Raw genomic sequence first — 19,538 nt, 5'->3', positions numbered from 1 at the left:
TGCGCAACCCCACTGGCGCGCCCTGCGCCGCCCCCCTATAGCCCGCCGACATGGAGCGGCTTGACGGCAGCTCGGTGCTGCCGGCGGCTCTGCGCGGCGGTATCGTGGCGCTTGGGAATTTCGACGGGTTCCATCTGGGGCACCAGGCCGTGGTCGGCCGAGCGATCGAGCGCGCCCGCGCCGAGGGGCGGCCCGCTTTGGTCGCGACGTTCGATCCGCATCCGGTGCGCTACTTCAAGCCCGATGCCGCACCCTTCCGGCTCACCACGCTCGACCAGCGCGAGCGGCTTTTTGCTGAAGCCGGTGCCGATGCGATGATCGTCTTTCGCTTCGACGCCGCGCTCGCCGCCTTGAGCGCGCAAGCGTTCGTCGAGCAACGGCTGATCGCGGCGATCAGACTGGGTGGTGCGGTGACTGGGGAGGACTTCACCTTCGGCAAGGCACGCAGCGGCAATATTGACGTTCTCACGGGCCTTGGCGCGCGCCATGGCTTCTCGGTCGAATCGGTCTCCCCGGTCACGCTCGACGGTGAAGCGGTTTCGTCGAGCCGCATCCGCGCGGCGCTGACCAACGGTGATCCACGCGGCGCGGCGCGGCTGCTCACCCGCCCGTTCACGATCGAGGGCGCGGTGATTCACGGCGCGAAGTTGGGACGGACGATCGGCTTTCCCACCGCCAATCTGGACATGGGAAAATATCTGCGCCCGACCTACGGCATCTATGCGGTGCGCGGCCGCCTGCCCGATGGGCGTGTGCTCAACGGCGCCGCGAACCTTGGCGTGCGGCCGAGTTTCGATCCGCCCAAGGAATTGCTCGAACCCTATTTCTTCGATTTTTCCGGCGACCTTTACGGGCAGACGATCGCGGTCGAGCTCATCGAATTCCTCCGCGCGGAGGCAAAGTACGACACGCTCGACGCGCTCACGGATGCGATTGCAGCGGATTGCGACAGGGCGCGGACAATACTCGCGCAGGGTTGATCCGGGTTTGTTTTGCGAGGCATGAAACCTGAGCGCTGCGCGAACGTTTCGCCTCCGCACTGATCCTTCTGGTGCCGTCATGCCGTAACAGGCTGCGACATCACCGGCGGGGCAAGCCTCACGACAAGGAGACGCATCATGACGACTCGTTCCGGTTCCGCGCGTTACGAAGGCTTTGGCAAGGAGGGTCAGGGCCACGTCTCGACCCAGTCGGGCGTTCTTTCCGATTCGCCGTACAGCTTCACCACCCGCTTCGGCGAGGAACCCGGCACCAACCCGGAAGAGCTGATCGCCGCCGCCCATGCGAGCTGTTTCACGATGGCGCTCAGCTTCGCGCTGGCGCAGGCCGGGTATAGCGCGGGCACGCTCGAGACGACCGCCAAGGTGACGGTTGTGCAAGCTGACGGCGGCTTCAAGATCACCCGTTCGGACCTCGCGCTCACGGCGACGATCGACGGCATCGAACCCGGCCAGTTCGAGAGCATCGCCGCCGACGCCAAGGCGAATTGCCCGGTTTCCAAGGTTCTCAATGCCGAGATCACGCTGACGCACACGCTCAACGGCTGAGCGATTCGATCGATGTTGCGTGAACGGAACGTTGTTTCCCGTTCACGCAACCGCGGCCCAGTGCCGGGGGTTCTGCGTCTATCGAACGAAAAGGATATCGATATGCGCAAGCTGATACTCGCTGCCATCGCGGCGATGACGCTGGTCCCCGCCATCCCCGCCACCGCGCAAGATCGCCAATGGGACAATGGCCGCCCCGGCCGAGACGACCGCGACAGACGCGGGCCGGACGGGCGCGGTCCTGACAGACGCGGTCCGGATGGCCGTGGACCCGACCGTTCCGACTGGCGCGGAAACGGGCGCGGTCCCGGTCGCGACTGGCGCCAGTATCGCGGCTACGACTATAACCGGCCCGAACCCGGCCAGCGCGTCTATTACGCCGATCGCTACTATCGCGACGGCGGCTATTACCAGCCACGCCGGCTCGGTCGCTACGACCGGATCTATCGTGGCAGCAACGGCCGCTATTATTGCCGCCGCTCGGACGGCACCACCGGCCTGATCGTCGGCGGTCTCGCCGGCGGATTGCTCGGCAATGCGCTATCGAATGGCCGGTCAAGCACGCTCGGTACATTGCTCGGGGTCGCTGGCGGTGCGGCGCTTGGCACGTCGATCGACCGTGGCCAGGTGACCTGCCGCTGAGCGGAGGGATCTGGCGAGCAAGCAAAAGGCCCGGCGAGCGATCGCCGGGCCTTTGTTTTAGAACAGCCCGCCGCCGATCATCAGACGAAGCGCGCAGAACACGATCAACACGATATTGAGATTCCGCCCGGATCGGTGCGAGGACAGCATCCCCAGCACCACGCCGAACAAGGCAAGCGGGATTAGCAGCCAGTTGAACCAGCCGAAAAACGGGATGAACCCGATGATCGCTCCGAAAAAGACGAGCACGCCGACGAGAATAGAGAGCAGGTTGAGCATAGGTAGCAGGATGACTTCGCTTGCATCGCAAGGCAAGCGCGCCGAGCTTGGTTAACGGGGATTTCGGCAATTAACCGCGTTCCTGCGTTCCGTCTTAACCGAAAATACGTCAAGCGCGCGCATTGTCCGCCCGAATGATAATGGGAGCGTCTGGAATGCCTGGTAACCGGCTGATCGCCCTGCTCGCGCTCGCGCTGGCGACCGCCGGCTGCGGCGCGCGCAACACCGAGCAGAGCAATCTCGATTCGCTCGACAACCAACTGGCCGATGCCGGTAGCGGCAATGGCCGCGATCCAGCGATGATGGCGGCGTTGCACGATCAGATCATGGTCGATCCCGCGCTCACACAGCAGGCCAACGACAATGCCGTGCGTCCGCCCGCCCAGCCGTATTCGGGCGCGGTCCCGGCTGATAGCGTGACAGCAGCCACGAGCAGCGCCGCCACCGGCGCGGGCGCCGGTACCAGCGAGACGCTCAAATCCGCACCAGCGCCCAAGGCTGACGGGTCGTGCCCGCAATGCGAGGCGGCGCGCCAGTCGCTGACACTCGGGGCGCTGGCATCTCGCCAGAAGGACAAGCGCACCGCGAATTGCGCGGGCGAAATGCACTATTCGGCGAACTGGGCCACAAGACTCCCGGCCGATCTGCCACTTTATCCGAATGCCCGAGTCAGCGAAGCAGCCGGTGCGTCGGAAAACGGGTGCGCGCTCCGCGCGGTCAGCTTCGCGACTACGGCCCCGCTTCAGACCGTGATCGACTGGTATTACACCCGCGCATCTGGCGCGGGCTTCGCCGCCGAGCATGAAGCCGACGGCAGCCAGCACGTACTCGGCGGCACGCGCGGCCGAGACGGCGCCGCCTTCGCGCTGTTCCTCACCACGCGCCGAGATGGGGGAACGGATGTCGATCTGGTGGCGAACAACGGAAGCTGACGCGGCTCGAACCTAAGCACAGGTTCTCTTTCGCGCCGAACCGCGCTAACGGGCGCCATGACACAATTTTTTCTGGTCTTTACGCGTGGCGCGATCGGCACCGCCGGGCGGCGGCACGGTGGCCGTTTGACGACGACGCTGTTCGGGACGAGCGTTCCCTTTGGTACATTAGCGGCCGATGTGATCGGCGGCCTGTCTTCCGCGCGAGCCGTGGCATGAGCGAGACCCCGAGAAACGAAGGCGACGTTCGCAGCTTCCGCGTCGAATCCGACGACGACGGCATCCGGCTCGATCGCTGGTTCAAGCGGCATCTGCCCGACACCAGCTTCACCGCCGTCGCGAAATGGGCGCGCACCGGGCAGCTCCGTGTCGATGGCGCGCGTGCTACGCCGGGCGACCGTATCACCACCGGCCAGACGATCCGCGTACCACCGGCCGAGCCGGTTCGCGCCGACGCGCCGGTGAAGCGTGAACGTCCGCCGTTAAGCGATGACGAGATCGCCTTCGCGCGCGAACTCGTCATTCACCGCGACGCGCAGGCGATCGTCCTCAACAAGCCGCCCGGCCTCGCCACGCAAGGCGGCACCAAGACGACCGAGCATGTCGACGGACTGCTCGACGCCTATCAGGACGATTACGACGGGCGCCCCAAGCTCGTCCACCGGCTCGACAAGGATACCAGCGGCGCGTTGCTGATCGCGCGCACCAGCCGCGCGGCGGCGTTCTTCTCGAAGTCCTTCTCCTCGCGCACCGCCAAGAAGATTTACTGGGCGCTGGTCGTCGGCGTGCCCTCGATCGAGGACGGCATGATCGAGCTGCCGATCGCCAAACAACCCGGCTCGGGCGGCGAAAAGATGCACGTCGACGAGGCCGAAGGCGCTCCCGCCCGCACGCGCTACCGCGTGATCGAACTCGCCGGCACAACCTGCGCATGGGTCGAGTTGATCCCGTACACGGGGCGCACGCACCAGTTGCGTGTCCATATGGCGGCGATCGGCCATCCGATCGTCGGCGACGGCAAATACGGCGGACAGGCCGCGTTCCTGACCGGGAGCATCAGCCGCAAGATGCACCTCCATTCGCGCAACCTTCGCATCGATCATCCCGATGGCGGCGTGATCGACGTCAAGGCCGAACTGCCGCGCCACTTCGCCGAAAGCCTCAAGCATTTCGGGTTCGAGGAGATGCTCGGCGACAACATGCCGCTCGACACGCCCCCGCCCCCCAGCAAGGCGGTGAAGAAACAGCAGGCCAAGCAACACGCCAAGACGGTGCGCAAGGACCGCAAGGGCGAACGCCGGCGGCGCGGTGCCCCGACCAAATGAGCGCGCTGTACCTCGACGATCTCAGCCCGGGCGACGCCTGGACCGGCACGCGGTTCGTGGTGGAAGAGGCGGACGTGGTGCGGTTCGCACGCGAATACGACGCACAGCCGATGCACATCGACCCGGAGGCCGCCGCCTCCGGGCGATTCGGAGGCCTGATCGCGAGCGGCTGGCACGTCGCCGCGCTGGTGATGCGGGATTTCATCGCAAACAACCCGTTCGGCGACACGCCGTTGCTCGGCATCGGGGCGGACGAACTGCGCTGGCTGAAGCCGGTGCGGCCGGGCGCTACGTTGACCGCACGGCGCGAGATCGTCGCTGTACGGCGCTCCGCCAGCAAGCCGCAGCTTGGCACGGTGACGATGCGGACGACCGTGACCGATCAGCGGGGTGACACGGTTATGAGCATGATCAACCTGATGCAGTTTCCCGCGCGGCCGGCGTGATGCACCCCGCTTCCGCTTTCCGCCGGGAAGACCACAACGCGATACGCGCGCTCTCCGGTGAGCAGGAGGCGCGGCTCGCGCCGAAAGCGCCATGGACGCGGGACAAGATGGACGCCGCGCTGTTCGACCGCATGACGCAGGGCATCGTCGGCTTCACGCTGGAGGTGCAGGCGTGGCGCGGCACGCTCAAACTCGGGCAGAACAAACCCGAAGCGGCACGACTGGCGGCGGCGGATGGTGCGGACGCGTCCGGCGGGCGCGACATCGCGCGATGGATGCGCGCCCTATGAACCGGCTCGCTCTGTTCGACTGCGACGGCACGCTGGTCGATAGCCAGGCAAATATCTGCCGCGCAGTCGAGGATACGTTCGCGCTGCACCGGATCGACGTGCCGGAACGCGACGCGATCCGGCGGATTGTTGGTCTCAGCCTCGTCGAAGCGATGCAGGCGCTGCTACCGCAGGCGGAGGCGGCGCAGCACGATGCGCTCGCTACCGATTACAAGGCTCGGTTCTTCGAAATGCGCAGCACCGGTGCGCTTGCCGACGAACCGCTCTTCGACGGGATTATCGACGCGCTCGACCAGCTTGGGGCGGACGGCTGGCTGTTTGGGGTGGCGACCGGCAAGTCCGATCGCGGGCTGGCGCATGTTCTCGCGAAACACGGGCTGACCGCGCGTTTCATCACGCTCCAGACCGCCGACCGCCACCCCTCCAAGCCGCACCCGTCGATGATCGAGCAGGCGATGGCGGATGCGGGTGCGGCACCAGAAACGACGGTAATGATCGGCGACACCAGCTACGACATGCTGATGGCGCGGGCTGCCGGCACGCGCGCGCTCGGCGTCGGCTGGGGCTACCATTCGCCGCATGAACTGCACGCGGCGGGCGCGCATGCAGTCGCCAGTGAAGTGTCCGCGCTGACCGGGTTGATGGTGGCATGAACGACGACGCGAAACATTGGTCGATCATCGTCGGAGCGCGGCTGGCGGCTACGGCGGGGGCGGTGCTGGGGCTGATCCTGATCGCGCGCACCGACGCGGTGGTTCCGAAAATCATCGGCACGGCGCTGGTGCTGTCGGCGCTCTTCATGATGGCGGTGGTGCCGCGCGCGCTCGCGCGCCGCTGGCGGACGCCGCCCGAATGAAGCGTTTCTGGAAAGACGTGACGGTCGATGCCGAACGCGGCGTCCGGCTCGACGGCAAGCCGCTGCGGACCCCCGGTCGAGCGCCACTGCTGCTGCCCACGCACGCGCTGGCCGAAGCGGTTGCCGACGAATGGCGTGCGTGCGGCGAGACGATCGATCCCGGCGCGATGCCGCTGACCGGACTCGGCAACGCGGCGATCGACCGGATTGCAAGCGATACGGCGCTCTTCGCGGCGGGTCTCGCGGCGTATGGCGAAAGCGACCTGCTCTGCTACCGCGCCGAAGACCCCGAGGAACTGGCCGCGCGGCAGGCGGCGGCGTGGGAGCCGCTGCTGGATTGGGCGCGCCGTCGCTACGATGTGCATTTCGAGGTTGTCACCGGCATCATGCACCGCGCGCAACCGCCCGCGACGCTGGCACGGCTTGGCGAGGCGGTTGCGGCGCGCGGCGCGTTCGAACTGGCCGCGCTGTCGCCGATCGTGACGATCAGCGGCTCGCTGATCGCGGCGCTCGCGCTGATCGAGGGGGCGGCAAGCCCGGAAGATGTGTGGACGGCGGCGATCGTCGACGAAGAGTTCCAGGCCGACCGCTGGGGCCGCGACCCGCTTGCCGAGAATGCCCGCGCGGTGCGGCAACGCGATTTCGACGCGGGCGTTCGCGTGCTGGATTTGCTGCGTCTGGCGTGATCAGCGGAGCAGCTTGCGGATGAACCCAATGATCCCGGTCTGGCGCGAGCGCTTCAGCCGCTCCGCCGCGAGGATCGTCTTCACGCAGGCGAAGCATTCCTCGACATCGTCGTTGACGAGGACGTAATCATAGCCGTCCCAGTGGCTCACCTCGTTGGCGGCGCGGGCCATGCGGGCGTCGATCACCGCCATCGAATCGGTCGCGCGGCGTTCGAGCCGTTCGCGCAGGATCTCCATCGAGGGCGGCAGGATGAAGATGCGGACGATGTCGCCACCGGCGAGCTGGTGGAGCTGCTGCGCGCCCTGCCAGTCGATATCGAACAGGATGTCGTGGCCCTTGCCCAGCTCGCTCCACACCTGTGACTTGGGCGTGCCGTAGCGGTGGTCGAAGACATGCGCCCATTCGAGGAACTCGTGGTTCGACACCATCTCGCGGAAGCGCTCGAGATCGACGAAATGGTAATCGACGCCATCCACCTCGCCGGGGCGCATCGGTCGCGTGGTGTACGAAACCGACATATGCAGCTCGGTCTCGTCGGCGAGCAGCTTGCGCGCGATCGTCGATTTTCCCGCGCCCGAGGGCGAGGACAGGACGAACAGCACGCCACGGCGCTTGAAGCCGTGCGGGTCGGCGGGGTTATGTACGCTCATCGCGCGCTACTGGCGCGCCCGGCCCTGCCCCGTCAACCCGCCAAGACGCTTACGCCTGCGGTTCCGACGCGCCGAACGCCGCATCCTTGAGCTTGCCGATGCCGCGCAGCACCAGCCAGCCGGTCGCGAAGGTCAGCGCGAGCGGGATCGCCGCGCGCACCACGGTCGCGACGATCGCACCCTCGATCGCGCCATCGACGGTGCTGTCCTCGCCGTCCGAACCGTCGATGGCTGCGCCGATCGCGGCACCAATCAGAGTGGTGAAGTTCATGTGAGTCTCCTTGTTCGAGCGCTCAAAGCGCGAGGGGAAAGGTTGTTCCTTCCGTCTCCCCTCCCTGGAAGCAGGGGAATCGCATTTGGCGATGAGAGGGCTATCCAAGTTTGATAGATTGGATTCTGTAGTCTCTCCTGGGTTGCCGGGGAGATTGGTATGCGCGGGTTCCGTGAGGTGTTCGATGTCGTGCCGGACCCACGACGTTCGAACAGCAGCCATGCTTTGCCGGATATCTTGCTGATCGCGTTCGCCGCGCTGCTGTGTGGGGCCGAGACATGCGTCGATATCGCCGAGTTCGGCGAGGCGAAGCGGGACTGTCTTGGCCAGTTCCTGAAGCTGGATCATGGAACGCCGAGCCACGACACGTTCAGCCGGGTCTTTCGCACGCTCGATCCGCCGTCGTTCGAGCGGGCGTTTCAGCGCTTCGTCAGTGCTTTTGCCGCAACGCTGGAGCGCCAGGGGATCGCCGGGCCAATCATTGCCATCGACGGCAAGTCGTTGCGGGGGGCCGTCGATAGCGCGCGCCGCACCATGCCTTTGCATCTGGTGAGCGCCTGGGCGGCCGATCATCGGCTGGTGCTGAGCCAGTGCCGCGCGCATAATCGCAGCGAAGTCACCGCGGCCCGCGAGATCATCGCCCTGCTCGACCTGACCGGCTGTACGGTTACCGCCGATGCGCTGCATGCCAGCCGCCGGACGGTCTCGGCGATACGGGCGCGCGGTGGCGACTATGCTCTGATCATCAAAGGCAATCGCGGACCGCTGCACGCCGCGATCCGGGATCTGCTCGCCGATCCCGACGCCGCACAGGCTGCCAGCACCAGCGAGACCGCGCATGGCAGATACGAAGAGCGGCGGGCATGGGTCGTCCCCGCGCCCGCCGACTGGGCCGATCGATATGGCTTCGAGGGTCTGGGCGCCATCGTGCGGATCGACAGTCTGCGCCGCGTCAAAGGCGAGGAGCAAACCGACACCCGCTATGCCATCCTCTCCCGCTTCCTGCCGCCGCGCGAGGCGCTTCGGGTGATCAGGGCACACTGGACGATCGAGAATCAGCAACACTGGCTGCTCGATGTCGCCTTCGGCGAAGATCGCATCCACACCCGATCCGATCACTGCGCCGAAAACCTCGCCCTCCTGCGAAGGCTCGCCCTCAACCTTCTCCAGCACGATCCAAGAAAGCTTTCCATCCGCGCCAAAATCAAACGCGCCGGATGGGATGACCACTACCTCGCAACCCTCCTCCGCCAAATGCGATAGCCCTGCCCTGGAAGGGAGGGGGCGGGGGTGGGTCGGCTCGTGGCGGGGCGGCACCTTCGCTCGCGAACCAACCCACCCCCGGCCCCTCCCTTGTTCAAGGGAGGGGAGCTGGTTGCGAAATCACACCATTGTTTCGGGGCGCACCAGCCGGTCAAACGTGTCGGCATCGACTAGACCCAGGTCCAGCCCGGCTTCCTTGAGCGTCAGCCCTTCGGCGTGCGCGTGCTTGGCGATCTTGGCGGCGTTGTCATAGCCGATCTCGGGCGCGAGCGCGGTCACCAGCATCAGCGAGCGATCGACCAGTTCGGCGATTCGCCCGCGATTGGGTTCGATTCCCTCGACGCACCGCTCCGCGAAGCTCGCCATGCCGACGCTGAGCAGATCGACCGAGCGCAGCACGGCGGCGCCGATCAGCGGCTTGAACACGTTGAGTTCGAGATGCCCCTGAAGCCCGCCGACGGTCACCGCCTGATGGTTGCCGATCACCTGCGCGGCGACCATCGTCAGCATCTCGCACTGGGTCGGGTTGACCTTGCCGGGCATGATCGAACTGCCGGGTTCGTTGGCGGGCAAGTCGATCTCCCCCAGCCCAGAGCGCGGCCCCGAGCCGAGCAGGCGGATGTCGTTGGCGATCTTGGTGAGCGCGACCGCGAGCGTGTTGAGGCGACCGGAGAAATCGACGAGCGTATCGTGTGTCGCCAGCGCCTCGAACTTGTTCGGCGCGGTCTCGAACGGCAGGCCGGTGAGGGACGCGATCTCGGCGGCGATGTCCTCGGCGAAGCCCGGCGGCGTGTTGAGGCCGGTGCCGACCGCCGTCCCGCCCTGCGCGAGCTTGCACAGGCCATGCTCGATCAGCGGCACCATCCGCGTCCGCGCGAGCCGGAGTTGCGCGTAATAGCCCGAGAATTCCTGGCCGAGCGTGACCGGGGTCGCGTCCTGCAAGTGCGTGCGGCCGATCTTGACGATATCGCCCCACGCCTCGACCTTCTTGAGCAGCGAGGCTTCGAGCTGTTCGAGCGCGGGAACCAGCGCGCGGGTCGCGGCGAGCGCGGCGGCGATGTGGAGCGCGGTCGGGAAGCTGTCGTTCGACGACTGGCTCATGTTGACGTGGTCGTTGGGGTGGACGGGCGCCTTGCCGCCGCGTTTGGCCGTAAGGATCTCGTTGGCGCGACCGGCGATCACCTCGTTGACGTTCATGTTGCTCTGCGTGCCGCTGCCGGTTTGCCAGATGACGAGCGGGAACTGGTCGTCGTGTTGCCCTGCGATCACCTCGGCGGCGGCGGTGTCGATCGCGTCGGCGATCTCCGGCGGCAGGCCGTGGCGGCGGTTCACCCGCGCCGCCGCCTGCTTCACGATCGCGAGCGCGTGGATGATGCCGATCGGCATCCGCTCGGCCGCGCCGAACGGGAAATTCTCGATGCTGCGCTGGGTCTGCGCGCCCCAATAGGCGCTGGCGGGGACGTCGATCGCGCCGAGCGAATCGGTTTCGGTGCGGGTGTCGGTCATGCGAACCTCGAGGGGCAAAGATGGCTAACGTTGCCTATCCAGCACGCGGTGGGCGGGATGGCGGCGGCGGACTCAGGCAAGGGAGATGGCCACGCGAACATAGCGTATCAAGCGGGGTGTAGGACAGCGGGAGGCGCGATTTCAGGCCGTCACGGGAATACATCCCGTGACGTCGGACGCGGCTTTGCCGCGTCGGCCGGCGGTTCGCGTCGCTCGCGCGACCGGCTCGCAGCTTTGCTGCTCGCCTCGCTCCCTATTTCTTCCGTTTGAAATCCACGCTCACGACGTTGGAGCCGTCTTCGACCGGGGTCACGGTCGGGCCGTCGTTTTCGGCCGATTCCTGCGGGTCGGGGCCTTCGGGGCCCTCCTGCGCCTGGAAGCGCAGTTCGAAGTTGACCGCCGGATCGTGGAAGCCGGTGATCGCCGAATAGGGAATCACCAGTTTCGACGGCACCTGATTGAAACTCAGCCCGATCGAGAATTTCGAATCGTCGACGAGCAGATCCCAGAAGCGGTTCTGCATGACGATCGTCATCTCGTCGGGGAAACGCTCGATCAGACGCTGCGGAATGTCGACGCCGGGCGCCTGGGTCTTGAAGGTGATGTAGAAATGGTGGTCGCCCGGCAGTCCGCCGTTCGACGCCACCGAACCCAGCACGCGCCCCACCACGGCGCGCAGGGCTTCCTGCACGATCTCGTCATAGGGAATCAGGCTGTCGGGCATACCGTCGCTCATGCGCCCTTGGGTAGCGGGGTTTGGCGCAGGGTCAAGCTTGGGCGAACACGCGACCGGCACGGCCAAGATTGCATGACGGCGCGTGGGCGCTATGGAGGCGCGATGCGTATTGCCACCATCTCGCGCTCGACCCACGAGACCTCGATCGACGTGACCGTCAACCTCGACGGCACCGGGCTTTATGAGATTTCGACCGGGATCGGCTTCTTCGATCACATGCTCGAGCAGCTTTCGCGGCATTCGCTGATCGACCTTTATGTGAAGACCGTCGGCGATCTGCATATCGACCAGCACCACACCGTCGAGGATACCGGCATCGCTATCGGCGAGGCGGTGGCCAAGGCGCTCGGCGACAAGAAGGGCATCCGCCGCTATGGCGATGCGCTTTCGCCGATGGACGAGACGTTGACCCAGGTCGCGCTCGATATTTCCGGGCGACCGTATCTGGTGTGGAAGTGCGACTTCACCACGCCGCGGCTCGGCGAGATGGACACCGAATTGTTCGGCCACTGGTTCCACAGCTTCGCTGGCGCCGCCGGGCTGACGCTGCATGTCGAGCGGCTGTACGGCACCAACAACCATCATCTCATCGAGAGCGCGTTCAAGGGCCTCGCGCGGGCGCTGCGCACCGCGACCGAGATCGACCCGCGCAAGGCGGATGCGATTCCGAGCACCAAGGGGGTGCTGTGATGCCACGCTCGTCGCCCCGGCGCAGGCCGGGGCCGCTGGGTAATTTTGCGAGCGGGGCGCCCTATTACGCGGCGGCCCCGGCCTGCGCCGGGGCGACGAGATGACACTCGCGCTGATCGATTACGGCGCGGGCAATCTGCATTCGGTCGCCAATGCGCTCAAGGCGGCTGGCGCGAGCGATATCGTGATTACCGCCGATGCCGATGTGGTCGCACACGCCGACCGGATCGTGCTGCCGGGCGTCGGCGCGTTTGCCGCCTGCGCGTCGGCGCTGCGCGCGGTGCCGGGGATGGTCGAGGCGATGGAGCGGCGCGTGCGCGGGGACGGCGTGCCGTTTCTCGGTATTTGCGTCGGCATGCAGTTGCTCGCCGAGACTGGCGAGGAGTTCGGCGTGCATCCGGGCCTCGGCTGGGTCGCGGGCAGCGTGCGGCGGCTCACCCCCGCCGATCCGGCGGCGAAGGTGCCGCACATGGGCTGGAACGATGTCGTGCCGGTCGTCGCGCATCCGCTGATCGTGCCGGGCGAGGCCTATTTCCTGCACAGCTATGCGTTCGAAGGCGCCGACGTCGTCGCGACGAGCGACCATGCCGGGCCGGTCGTCGCGGCGATCGGGCGGGACAATATCCTGGGGGTGCAGTTCCACCCCGAGAAGAGCCAGGTTTATGGGCTGGCGTTTTTGCGGAGGTTTCTGACATGGGCGCCGTGACCCGCCCCGCCCCACGCGTCATCCCAGCGCACGCTGGGATCTCCCGGTTTTGGCCGGACGCCCTCCTCGTAGAGACCCCAGCTTGCGCTGGGGTGACGGTTTGCGCACCACATATAACGGACCTGCCATGACCCTCATCGTCTTCCCCGCGATCGACCTCAAGGGCGGTCAGGTCGTGCGTCTCGCCGAGGGCGATATGGCGCGCGCGACCGTGTACGGCGACGATCCCGCCGCGCAGGCGATGCTGTTCGCCGATGCCGGGGCCGAGCATCTCCATGTCGTCGATCTCGACGGCGCGTTCGCGGGCGATTCGGTCAACGGCGACGCGGTACGGTCGATCGTGGCGCGCTTCCCCGGACGGGTGCAACTCGGCGGCGGCATCCGCACGCGCGCGGCGATCGAAGGCTGGTTCGATCTTGGCGTGGCGCGCGTGGTGATCGGCACCGCCGCGCTGGAGAACCCTGATCTGGTGCGCGACGCGGCGCGCGACTTCCCCGGCGGGATCGTCGTCGCGGTCGACGCGCGCGATGGGTTCGTGGCGACCAAGGGCTGGGCCGATGTCTCGACCGTGACCGTGACCGACATGGCGCGGCGGTTCGAGGATGCGGGCGTGGCGGCGTTGCTGTTCACCGATGTCGGGCGCGACGGGCTGCTCAAAGGGTGCAACGTCGAGGCGACGGTCGATCTCGCGCGCGCGGTGCGGATTCCGGTGATCGCGAGCGGCGGCGTCGCCGGGATCGACGAAATTCACGTGTTGGCGCGGCATAACCGCGATGGCGTGGAGGGCGTGATTACGGGCCGCGCGCTGTATGACGGGCGGCTCGATCTGGCCGAGGCGCTGGCGGTGGCGAGGGGGGCGTGAGCATCCTCGCCGCCCTCATAATGTTCGGGCTGGCGGCCTACGCGGGGTCCGTCGTTCTGGACGGCTGGCGCGCGGGTGCGATGCCCGTTGTTTTTCTCGGAGGAATCAATCCGATCGTCTTCTCGCGCATTTCCAGCCCTTCGGCGTTCTGGTTGACGGCGGGAATCGAATTCGTGATCGCCTTGGGTTTCGCGATGAGCGGCGTGCTGCTCCTGTTCCCGGGAGTTTCGCACCTATGACCGTCCGTGCGCGCGTGATTCCCTGCCTGGACGTCGCCAACGGGCGCGTGGTCAAGGGCGTCAATTTCGTCGATCTCAAGGATGCCGGCGATCCGGTCGAGCAGGCGCGCGCCTATGATGCGGCGGGCGCCGACGAATTGTGCTTCCTCGACATCACCGCGAGCCATGAGGCGCGCGGCACGATCCTCGACGTGGTGCGGCGCACCGCCGAGGTGTGCTTCATGCCGGTGACGGTCGGCGGCGGGGTGCGATCGGCCGAGGATGCGCGCGCGCTGCTGCTGGCGGGGGCGGACAAGGTCGCGGTGAACAGCGCGGCGGTGTCGCGGCCCGAGGTCGTCGCCGAGATCGCCGATCGCTTCGGCAGCCAGTGCATCGTCGCCTCGATCGACGCGCGGCGCAGTGGATCGGGCTGGGAAGTGTTCACCCACGGCGGGCGGCGCGGCACCGGCATCGATGCGGTCGCGCATGCGGTGCGGCTGGCGGAACTTGGCGCGGGCGAGCTGCTCGTCACCTCGATGGACCGCGACGGGACTCGCAGCGGGTTCGATCTGGAATTGACGCGGACGATCGCCGATCTGGTCGGCGTGCCGGTGGTCGCTTCGGGCGGGGTTGGTGGACTCGCCGATCTGGTCGCGGGCGTGGTCGAGGGGCATGCCAGCGCGGTGCTGGCGGCATCGATCTTCCACTTCGGCGACGCGAGCATCGCCGACGCGCATGCCGCGCTGGCGGCGGCGGGGATTCCGGTGCGGCGGCCGCTGGCCTGATCGTCGCCCCGGCGCAGGCCGGGGCCGTTGCGTAATTTGGCGAGACGGGTGGCCCAAACCCAGCGGCCCCGGCCTGCGCCGGGGCGACGAGAGATGGCATTTCGTTTTGCCGCTGCTAAAGCGCGCTCATGTCCTTCCTCTCCCTCACCGCCTCCGCCGCGCACACCGGCGTTCCGGTCGAACGCACCGCGCCGGCCGCGTCCGACATCGCCTTGTTCGTGATGGCGGCGATCGGCGTGTTCCTCGTCCGCCGCGCGCTTCGCAAACGCTTCATCAAGCCGCGGCAAAAGCCGCCGGTCGATCGGGACGGAACGGCATGACCGATTTCCTCGACACGCTCGAAGCGACGATCCGCGCGCGCAAGGGCGCCGATCCCGCCTCCTCCTATGTCGCCAGGCTGTTCGGCAAGGGCCGCGCCAAGATCGCGCAGAAGGTCGGCGAGGAGGCGACCGAGGTGGTGATCGCCGCCGTCTCCGAAAGCCCGCAGGCGCTGACCGGCGAGGCGGCCGATCTCGTCTTCCACCTGCTCGTACTGCTCGCCGATGCCGGACTGACCCTTGAAGACGTGCGCGCCGAGCTGCACCGCCGTGAGGGCGTGTCGGGGATCGACGAGAAGGCGGCGCGGCCCGCGTAACGGACATGAGAGATCGCTTTTGAGAGGAACCGGCCATGCCGATCGACGCCACCCTGCCCTATGACGATCAGAACATCTTCGCGAAGATCCTGCGCGGCGAGATTCCGTCGCAGCGAGTCTATGAGGATGACTTCGCGATCGCCTTCCACGACATCAACCCGCAGGCGCCGACGCATTTGCTGGTGATCCCGCGCGGCGCCTATGTGTCATGGGACGATTTCAGCGCGCGTGGCAGCGATGCCGAGATCGCCGGGTTCGTCCGCGCGGTCGGCGCGGTGGCGCGGGCGGCGGGGCTGGTCGCGCCGGGATATCGGCTGCTCGCCAACACCGGACTCGATTCGCATCAGGAGGTGCCGCACCTCCATGTCCACATCTTCGCCGGGCGCAAGCTCGGGCCGATGCTGGCGAGCGCCTGACCCCGGTAAAGGGGATTGCGTGGCAGGAATTTACCACTAGGCTCAGCGACTTTCCGAAAGCCGGCCATGAGAGCCGATCGCCAGCCATTCCGGGGGTTTTTGAATGATTTTTGGGCGTGTCAAATCATTGGACGCGATTCTCGCCACGGCGGAAAAGAAAGGCCTACACCGCTCGCTCGGTGCCTTCCAATTGACCATGCTGGGGGTCGGCGCGGTCATCGGCACCGGTATCTTCGTTCTCACATCGGAAGCGGCGCAAAAGGCCGGTCCCGGCATGTTGCTGAGCTTCGTCGTCGCCGGGTTTGTCTGTGCGGTGGCGGCTTTGTGCTATTCGGAGCTGGCCTCGATGGTGCCGGTTTCGGGATCGGCCTACACCTATACCTACGCCGTTACCGGTGAAGTGCTGGCGTGGATGGTCGGTTGGGCGCTGATCCTCGAATATGCCGTCGGCGCGAGTGCGGTGGCGGTCGGCTGGTCGAACCATTTCGTCGGGTTGCTGAATGGTCTGGGGTGGCATGTGCCCGCCGCGATCAGCAACGCCGATGCGCTGATGGCGAACATGTACCTCGCGTTCGGTGCCGCCCCCAGCCCCGATCTGACGACCGCGCTACAGACCGGCGGTTGGATCAACTTTCCCGCCATCGTCATCATCGCTGCCGTGACCTGGCTGCTGGTGATCGGCACGACCGAAAGCGCGCGCGCCAACGCGGTGCTGGTCGCGATCAAGATCGTCGCGCTCACCGCGTTCATCGCGCTGACGCTGCCGGTGCTCAACGCCAAGAACTTCGACCCGTTCATGCCGACCGGGTTCGGCAATCCGTTCAGCTCGTCGGGGCTCGGCGTGCTCGGCGCGTCGGCGTCGATCTTCTTCGCCTATGTCGGCTTCGACGCGGTTTCGACCGCCGCCGAGGAAACCAAGAACCCGCAGCGCAACGTGCCGATCGGGCTGATCGCGTCGCTCACCATCTGCACGATCTTCTATCTGTTGGTCGCCTCGGGCGCGATCGGCGCGATCGGTGCGCAGCCGGTGCGCTCGCTGTCGGGTGTGGTGCTGTCGCCGGGCACGCCCGAGATCGCCGGCCGCTGCGCCGCGATCGTCGCGACGGGCGCGATCGAGCCTTTGGTGTGCTCGAAGGAAGCGCTCGTCCATGTTCTCGATACGATCAACTGGCCGATGGTCGGGCGGTTCGTCGGGCTGGCCGCCGTGCTGGCGCTGCCGTCGGTGGTGCTGATGATGATGTTCGGCCAGACCCGCGTGTTCTTCACGATGGCGCGCGACGGCCTGCTGCCGTCGAGGCTCGCGTCGATCCACCCGAAGTTCCGCACGCCGCATGTCGTGACGGTGGTGACGGGCATCGCCGCGGCGATCGCGGCGGCGATCCTGCCGGTCGGCAGGCTGGCCGATTATTCGAATGCGGGCACATTGTTCGCGTTCCTGATGGTCGCGGTGTCGGTGATGGTGCTGCGCAAGACCGATCCGAGCCGCAAGCGCCCGTTCCGCACGCCGCTGGTGTGGGTGGTCGCGCCGCTCGCGATCATCGGCTGCGTCGGGCTGTACCTGTCGCTGCCGCTGACCGCGAAGCTGGTGCTGCCGGGCTGGGGCGCGATCGGGCTGGTGATCTATTTCGCCTACAGCCGCTCGCGCAGTCACGTGGCACTTGGTCTGGAGTGACGCGAGCGCTGTAAACTTTCCGCTTTTCCGAACCCTTCCGCCGGATTACGCTTACCCCTTCGGTGTGTTGCCACCAGCGACGCGCCGAGGGGGATGTCCGGGGGGATGACATGAGGGTTTTACGTGCGGGCGCCGGTTCGGCGCTGTTGGCTCTGGGCGCGATCACGCTGTCGCCGGTGGCGGCGCAGACGGCCCCCGCCCCCGCCCCGCTGATCCCGCTCGAAGCATTCGCCACCCTGCCCTTCATCGAAGCGCCGCGCCTGTCGCCGGACGGCACGCGCATCGCCGCGCGGATCGCGGTTCACGGCAAACAGCGGCTCGCGATCATCCCGCTCGCGGACAAGAGCAAGGCGGCGTCGATCGACCCGGCCAAGCAGGATCTCAACGACTGGCAATGGGTCAACGATCAATGGCTCGTGGTCCGCGTTGGCAAGAGCGAGTCGGTCGAGGGCAACGATTTCTACGTCACCCGCGCGATCAGCGTCAGCGCCGATGGCAAGAAGCTCATCCCGCTCGTCGTCGATCCGCTCGGCCAACAGGCTGACGACATCCTGTGGACGGCGCATGACGGCTCCCCGCATGTCCTGATCGCGATGCAGCGCAGCATCTACGCCGACAACGACTTCTGGCCCGAGGTACGCGACTTCGACGTTTCGACCGGGCGCAGCAAGACGGTCGTCCATTCGACCGATACGGTGATGAGCTGGTATGCCGACGGTGCGGGCGTGGTCCGCTACGGTGTCGGCTATACCGACCAGAACCGCAGCTACCGCGCACTCTACCGCGATCAGCCGACGGGGTCGTTCCACGTGATCGAGCGCGCCAAGGGCGCGGGCAATTCGCTCGACAATTATCCCGCCTTGTTCCTGCCCGACCCCGGCAAGGCGCTCGCGATCCACGACGATGCCGATGGTTTCTCGACCGTCTATCCGCTCGACCTCAAGACGATGACGCGCGGCGCACCGCTCTATGCGGTGCCCGGATACGATCTCGACAGTCTGCTCACCTCCGACGACCGGACGCAGATGATCGGGGCGCGCTACACCGATACCTACCAGCACACGCATTGGACCGATCCGGTGCTGGCGGCGATCCAGGCCGATTTCGACAAGGCGCTGGGCAATCGCCGTGGAGAGATCGTGTCGTGGAGCAGCGACCGCTCGCAATTGCTCGTCAAGGTGGCGAGCGCGTCGATTCCCGGCAGCTATTATCTTTACGCGCCAAAGGAAGGCGTGTTGCACCTGCTCGCGCAGATCAACGGCCAGCTCGCCGGCAAGCAACTCGCGCCCGTCAAGACGATCACCTACAAGGCGCGCGACGGGCTTGAGATCCATGCGGTTCTCACCCTGCCGGCGGGGCGCGCCGCGAAAGACCTGCCGCTGATCCTGATGCCGCACGGCGGGCCGATCGCGCGCGACGACGAGAGCTGGGACTGGTGGGCGCAGTTCCTCGCCAACCGCGGCTATGCGGTGCTTCAGCCCAATTATCGTGGTTCCTCGGGCTATGGCACCAAGTTCACCGATCTCGGCAAGGGCCAATGGGGCCTTGCCATGCAGGATGACCTGACCGACGCGGTCGCTTGGGCGACGCACGAGGGGATCGCCGATGCCAAGCGCGTCTGCATCGTCGGCGGTTCCTATGGCGGCTATGCGGCGTTGCGCGCGGCGCAGCGCGACGAGGGCATCTATCGTTGCGCGGTCTCGTTCGCGGGCGTGTCCGACATGCCGGGGATGATCCGCTACGACGGCGCGTTCCTGAACGGCGGGCGCACCAAGGATTATTTCCGCGAGCGCGCACCCGATCTGACCGCGGTCTCGCCCGCCAATTTCGCCGCCGAATTCTCGATTCCCGTGCTGCTGATGCACGGCGACGACGACCGGACGGTGCCGGTCAAGCAATCGCGGCTGATGGTTTCCCGGCTGAAGGCGGCGGGGAAGACCTATCGCTATGTTGAACAGCCGGGCGGCGATCACCATCTCTCGTCCGAAGCCGATCGGGTCCAGTTCCTCAAAGAACTCGAAGCGTTCCTGAAGCAATATAATCCCGCCTGATCCGCCCGCGTGGCGGCACGGTTGCGGGCTGCTTCCCTTTGGGGCGCTTTCCCGCTATGGGCGCGCTTCAATTA

At 66.6% G+C, this 19,538-nt stretch carries 26 protein-coding genes; 21 read left to right on the top strand and 5 right to left on the bottom strand.

What is annotated here, in order from left to right; genetic code table 11:
• Nucleotides 1-50 precede the first annotated feature (50 nt).
• The 3 genes from J0A91_RS11350 to J0A91_RS11340 all read left to right on the top strand — a co-directional run bounded on the left by J0A91_RS11350 (nucleotide 51) and on the right by J0A91_RS11340 (nucleotide 2,189).
• Nucleotides 51-980 (top strand): bifunctional riboflavin kinase/FAD synthetase, encoded by a 930-nt coding sequence (locus J0A91_RS11350; protein ID WP_069205005.1) that lies wholly within the window; start codon nucleotides 51-53, stop codon nucleotides 978-980.
• A 138-nt stretch (nucleotides 981-1,118) separates the two neighbouring features.
• Nucleotides 1,119-1,547 (top strand): OsmC family protein, encoded by a 429-nt coding sequence (locus J0A91_RS11345; protein WP_069205004.1) that lies wholly within the window; start codon nucleotides 1,119-1,121, stop codon nucleotides 1,545-1,547.
• 102 nt (nucleotides 1,548-1,649) lie between these two features.
• Nucleotides 1,650-2,189 (top strand): glycine zipper 2TM domain-containing protein, encoded by a 540-nt coding sequence (locus tag J0A91_RS11340; protein ID WP_069207243.1) that lies wholly within the window; start codon nucleotides 1,650-1,652, stop codon nucleotides 2,187-2,189.
• A gap of 57 nt (nucleotides 2,190-2,246) precedes the next feature.
• Here J0A91_RS11340 and J0A91_RS11335 read toward each other — a convergent pair whose 3' ends face one another.
• Nucleotides 2,247-2,504 carry a hypothetical protein gene (locus J0A91_RS11335; RefSeq protein ID WP_240502267.1) on the bottom strand — a complete coding sequence of 86 codons (258 nt, stop codon included), beginning with the start codon at nucleotides 2,502-2,504 and terminating at the stop codon, nucleotides 2,247-2,249.
• A 119-nt stretch (nucleotides 2,505-2,623) separates the two neighbouring features.
• Between J0A91_RS11335 and J0A91_RS11330 the strand changes: the two genes are divergently transcribed.
• From J0A91_RS11330 to J0A91_RS11300, 7 genes are all read left to right on the top strand, one after another.
• Nucleotides 2,624-3,400: a hypothetical protein gene (locus J0A91_RS11330; protein WP_069205002.1), complete on the top strand. Its 777-nt coding sequence runs from the start codon at nucleotides 2,624-2,626 to the stop codon at nucleotides 3,398-3,400.
• Between the two features lie 215 nt (nucleotides 3,401-3,615).
• Nucleotides 3,616-4,725: an RluA family pseudouridine synthase gene (locus J0A91_RS11325; RefSeq protein WP_069205001.1), complete on the top strand. Its 1,110-nt coding sequence runs from the start codon at nucleotides 3,616-3,618 to the stop codon at nucleotides 4,723-4,725.
• Nucleotides 4,722-5,171 (top strand): MaoC family dehydratase, encoded by a 450-nt coding sequence (locus J0A91_RS11320; RefSeq protein ID WP_069205000.1) that lies wholly within the window; start codon nucleotides 4,722-4,724, stop codon nucleotides 5,169-5,171. The genes J0A91_RS11325 and J0A91_RS11320 overlap by 4 nt, the downstream gene beginning before the upstream one ends.
• Nucleotides 5,171-5,461 (top strand): hypothetical protein, encoded by a 291-nt coding sequence (locus tag J0A91_RS11315; protein WP_240502266.1) that lies wholly within the window; start codon nucleotides 5,171-5,173, stop codon nucleotides 5,459-5,461. Before J0A91_RS11320 ends, J0A91_RS11315 begins: the two co-directional genes overlap by 1 nt.
• Nucleotides 5,458-6,114, top strand: a complete 657-nt coding sequence (locus J0A91_RS11310) for an HAD-IA family hydrolase (protein WP_069204999.1) — start codon at nucleotides 5,458-5,460, stop codon at nucleotides 6,112-6,114. Before J0A91_RS11315 ends, J0A91_RS11310 begins: the two co-directional genes overlap by 4 nt.
• The gene (locus tag J0A91_RS11305) at nucleotides 6,111-6,317 is read left to right on the top strand and encodes a hypothetical protein (protein WP_069204998.1); all 207 of its coding nucleotides are present in this window, start codon (nucleotides 6,111-6,113) and stop codon (nucleotides 6,315-6,317) included. The genes J0A91_RS11310 and J0A91_RS11305 overlap by 4 nt, the downstream gene beginning before the upstream one ends.
• Nucleotides 6,314-7,003 (top strand): ATP12 family chaperone protein, encoded by a 690-nt coding sequence (locus tag J0A91_RS11300; protein ID WP_069204997.1) that lies wholly within the window; start codon nucleotides 6,314-6,316, stop codon nucleotides 7,001-7,003. The genes J0A91_RS11305 and J0A91_RS11300 overlap by 4 nt, the downstream gene beginning before the upstream one ends.
• Here J0A91_RS11300 and gmk read toward each other — a convergent pair whose 3' ends face one another.
• Entirely contained in the window at nucleotides 7,004-7,654 is a 651-nt protein-coding gene (gene gmk, locus J0A91_RS11295; RefSeq protein ID WP_069204996.1) for a guanylate kinase, read from the bottom strand.
• A 49-nt stretch (nucleotides 7,655-7,703) separates the two neighbouring features.
• Nucleotides 7,704-7,925, bottom strand: coding sequence for a hypothetical protein (locus tag J0A91_RS11290; protein WP_069204995.1), 222 nt, complete (start codon nucleotides 7,923-7,925; stop codon nucleotides 7,704-7,706).
• A 159-nt stretch (nucleotides 7,926-8,084) separates the two neighbouring features.
• On the opposite strand from J0A91_RS11290, the gene J0A91_RS11285 reads away from it, so the two are divergent.
• Entirely contained in the window at nucleotides 8,085-9,188 is a 1,104-nt protein-coding gene (locus J0A91_RS11285) for an ISAs1 family transposase (RefSeq protein WP_069203655.1), read from the top strand.
• A 120-nt stretch (nucleotides 9,189-9,308) separates the two neighbouring features.
• Here J0A91_RS11285 and fumC read toward each other — a convergent pair whose 3' ends face one another.
• Together fumC and J0A91_RS11275 are read right to left on the bottom strand one after the other, a co-directional pair.
• Entirely contained in the window at nucleotides 9,309-10,694 is a 1,386-nt protein-coding gene (gene fumC / locus J0A91_RS11280) for a class II fumarate hydratase (protein ID WP_069204994.1), read from the bottom strand.
• A 253-nt stretch (nucleotides 10,695-10,947) separates the two neighbouring features.
• Complete coding sequence (locus tag J0A91_RS11275; protein WP_069204993.1) at nucleotides 10,948-11,430, bottom strand: SspB family protein; 483 nt, start codon at nucleotides 11,428-11,430, stop codon at nucleotides 10,948-10,950.
• Between the two features lie 102 nt (nucleotides 11,431-11,532).
• On the opposite strand from J0A91_RS11275, the gene hisB reads away from it, so the two are divergent.
• From hisB to J0A91_RS11225, 10 genes are all read left to right on the top strand, one after another.
• Nucleotides 11,533-12,120, top strand: a complete 588-nt coding sequence (gene hisB, locus J0A91_RS11270; protein ID WP_069207242.1) for an imidazoleglycerol-phosphate dehydratase HisB — start codon at nucleotides 11,533-11,535, stop codon at nucleotides 12,118-12,120.
• A gap of 100 nt (nucleotides 12,121-12,220) precedes the next feature.
• A complete protein-coding gene (gene hisH / locus J0A91_RS11265) occupies nucleotides 12,221-12,826 on the top strand; it encodes an imidazole glycerol phosphate synthase subunit HisH (protein ID WP_069204992.1) in 606 nt (201 codons plus the stop codon).
• A gap of 127 nt (nucleotides 12,827-12,953) precedes the next feature.
• Nucleotides 12,954-13,688: a 1-(5-phosphoribosyl)-5-[(5-phosphoribosylamino)methylideneamino]imidazole-4-carboxamide isomerase gene (gene hisA, locus J0A91_RS11260; RefSeq protein WP_069204991.1), complete on the top strand. Its 735-nt coding sequence runs from the start codon at nucleotides 12,954-12,956 to the stop codon at nucleotides 13,686-13,688.
• Nucleotides 13,685-13,927, top strand: coding sequence for a hypothetical protein (locus tag J0A91_RS11255; RefSeq protein WP_069204990.1), 243 nt, complete (start codon nucleotides 13,685-13,687; stop codon nucleotides 13,925-13,927). Before hisA ends, J0A91_RS11255 begins: the two co-directional genes overlap by 4 nt.
• Nucleotides 13,924-14,691: an imidazole glycerol phosphate synthase subunit HisF gene (gene hisF, locus J0A91_RS11250; RefSeq protein WP_069204989.1), complete on the top strand. Its 768-nt coding sequence runs from the start codon at nucleotides 13,924-13,926 to the stop codon at nucleotides 14,689-14,691. Before J0A91_RS11255 ends, hisF begins: the two co-directional genes overlap by 4 nt.
• Nucleotides 14,692-14,819: 128 nt before the next feature.
• Complete coding sequence (locus J0A91_RS11245; protein WP_069204988.1) at nucleotides 14,820-15,011, top strand: hypothetical protein; 192 nt, start codon at nucleotides 14,820-14,822, stop codon at nucleotides 15,009-15,011.
• A complete protein-coding gene (locus J0A91_RS11240) occupies nucleotides 15,008-15,325 on the top strand; it encodes a phosphoribosyl-ATP diphosphatase (protein WP_069204987.1) in 318 nt (105 codons plus the stop codon). The genes J0A91_RS11245 and J0A91_RS11240 overlap by 4 nt, the downstream gene beginning before the upstream one ends.
• 35 nt (nucleotides 15,326-15,360) lie before the next feature.
• Nucleotides 15,361-15,741, top strand: coding sequence for an HIT domain-containing protein (locus J0A91_RS11235; RefSeq protein ID WP_069204986.1), 381 nt, complete (start codon nucleotides 15,361-15,363; stop codon nucleotides 15,739-15,741).
• A gap of 103 nt (nucleotides 15,742-15,844) precedes the next feature.
• Nucleotides 15,845-17,413 carry an amino acid permease gene (locus tag J0A91_RS11230; RefSeq protein ID WP_069204985.1) on the top strand — a complete coding sequence of 523 codons (1,569 nt, stop codon included), beginning with the start codon at nucleotides 15,845-15,847 and terminating at the stop codon, nucleotides 17,411-17,413.
• Nucleotides 17,414-17,523: 110 nt separating this feature from the next.
• The gene (locus J0A91_RS11225) at nucleotides 17,524-19,464 is read left to right on the top strand and encodes an alpha/beta hydrolase family protein (protein WP_069204984.1); all 1,941 of its coding nucleotides are present in this window, start codon (nucleotides 17,524-17,526) and stop codon (nucleotides 19,462-19,464) included.
• The last annotated feature ends 74 nt before the right edge of the window (nucleotides 19,465-19,538 follow it).

The sequence above is a fragment of the Sphingomonas panacis genome (assembly GCF_001717955.1).
Lineage (GTDB): Bacteria > Pseudomonadota > Alphaproteobacteria > Sphingomonadales > Sphingomonadaceae > Sphingomonas > Sphingomonas panacis.
This window is presented reverse-complemented; position numbering and strand designations above follow the sequence as displayed.

Bases quoted from the DNA above. Each gene is read 5' to 3' on its own strand.
- J0A91_RS11330 (WP_069205002.1), top strand. From the start codon at position 2,624: ATGCCTGGTAACCGGCTGATCGCCCTGCTCGCGCTCGCGCTGGCGACC.
- J0A91_RS11325 (WP_069205001.1), top strand. From the start codon at position 3,616: ATGAGCGAGACCCCGAGAAACGAAGGCGACGTTCGCAGCTTCCGCGTC.
- J0A91_RS11225 (WP_069204984.1), top strand. From the start codon at position 17,524: ATGAGGGTTTTACGTGCGGGCGCCGGTTCGGCGCTGTTGGCTCTGGGC.
- J0A91_RS11240 (WP_069204987.1), top strand. From the start codon at position 15,008: ATGACCGATTTCCTCGACACGCTCGAAGCGACGATCCGCGCGCGCAAG.
- J0A91_RS11345 (WP_069205004.1), top strand. From the start codon at position 1,119: ATGACGACTCGTTCCGGTTCCGCGCGTTACGAAGGCTTTGGCAAGGAG.
- hisA (WP_069204991.1), top strand. From the start codon at position 12,954: ATGACCCTCATCGTCTTCCCCGCGATCGACCTCAAGGGCGGTCAGGTC.
- J0A91_RS11315 (WP_240502266.1), top strand. From the start codon at position 5,171: ATGCACCCCGCTTCCGCTTTCCGCCGGGAAGACCACAACGCGATACGC.
- hisH (WP_069204992.1), top strand. From the start codon at position 12,221: ATGACACTCGCGCTGATCGATTACGGCGCGGGCAATCTGCATTCGGTC.
- hisF (WP_069204989.1), top strand. From the start codon at position 13,924: ATGACCGTCCGTGCGCGCGTGATTCCCTGCCTGGACGTCGCCAACGGG.
- J0A91_RS11340 (WP_069207243.1), top strand. From the start codon at position 1,650: ATGCGCAAGCTGATACTCGCTGCCATCGCGGCGATGACGCTGGTCCCC.
- fumC (WP_069204994.1), bottom strand. From the start codon at position 10,694: ATGACCGACACCCGCACCGAAACCGATTCGCTCGGCGCGATCGACGTC.
- gmk (WP_069204996.1), bottom strand. From the start codon at position 7,654: ATGAGCGTACATAACCCCGCCGACCCGCACGGCTTCAAGCGCCGTGGC.
- J0A91_RS11320 (WP_069205000.1), top strand. From the start codon at position 4,722: ATGAGCGCGCTGTACCTCGACGATCTCAGCCCGGGCGACGCCTGGACC.
- J0A91_RS11230 (WP_069204985.1), top strand. From the start codon at position 15,845: ATGATTTTTGGGCGTGTCAAATCATTGGACGCGATTCTCGCCACGGCG.
- J0A91_RS11285 (WP_069203655.1), top strand. From the start codon at position 8,085: ATGCGCGGGTTCCGTGAGGTGTTCGATGTCGTGCCGGACCCACGACGT.
- J0A91_RS11310 (WP_069204999.1), top strand. From the start codon at position 5,458: ATGAACCGGCTCGCTCTGTTCGACTGCGACGGCACGCTGGTCGATAGC.
- J0A91_RS11275 (WP_069204993.1), bottom strand. From the start codon at position 11,430: ATGAGCGACGGTATGCCCGACAGCCTGATTCCCTATGACGAGATCGTG.
- J0A91_RS11305 (WP_069204998.1), top strand. From the start codon at position 6,111: ATGAACGACGACGCGAAACATTGGTCGATCATCGTCGGAGCGCGGCTG.
- hisB (WP_069207242.1), top strand. From the start codon at position 11,533: ATGCGTATTGCCACCATCTCGCGCTCGACCCACGAGACCTCGATCGAC.
- J0A91_RS11290 (WP_069204995.1), bottom strand. From the start codon at position 7,925: ATGAACTTCACCACTCTGATTGGTGCCGCGATCGGCGCAGCCATCGAC.
- J0A91_RS11350 (WP_069205005.1), top strand. From the start codon at position 51: ATGGAGCGGCTTGACGGCAGCTCGGTGCTGCCGGCGGCTCTGCGCGGC.
- J0A91_RS11245 (WP_069204988.1), top strand. From the start codon at position 14,820: ATGTCCTTCCTCTCCCTCACCGCCTCCGCCGCGCACACCGGCGTTCCG.
- J0A91_RS11235 (WP_069204986.1), top strand. From the start codon at position 15,361: ATGCCGATCGACGCCACCCTGCCCTATGACGATCAGAACATCTTCGCG.
- J0A91_RS11300 (WP_069204997.1), top strand. From the start codon at position 6,314: ATGAAGCGTTTCTGGAAAGACGTGACGGTCGATGCCGAACGCGGCGTC.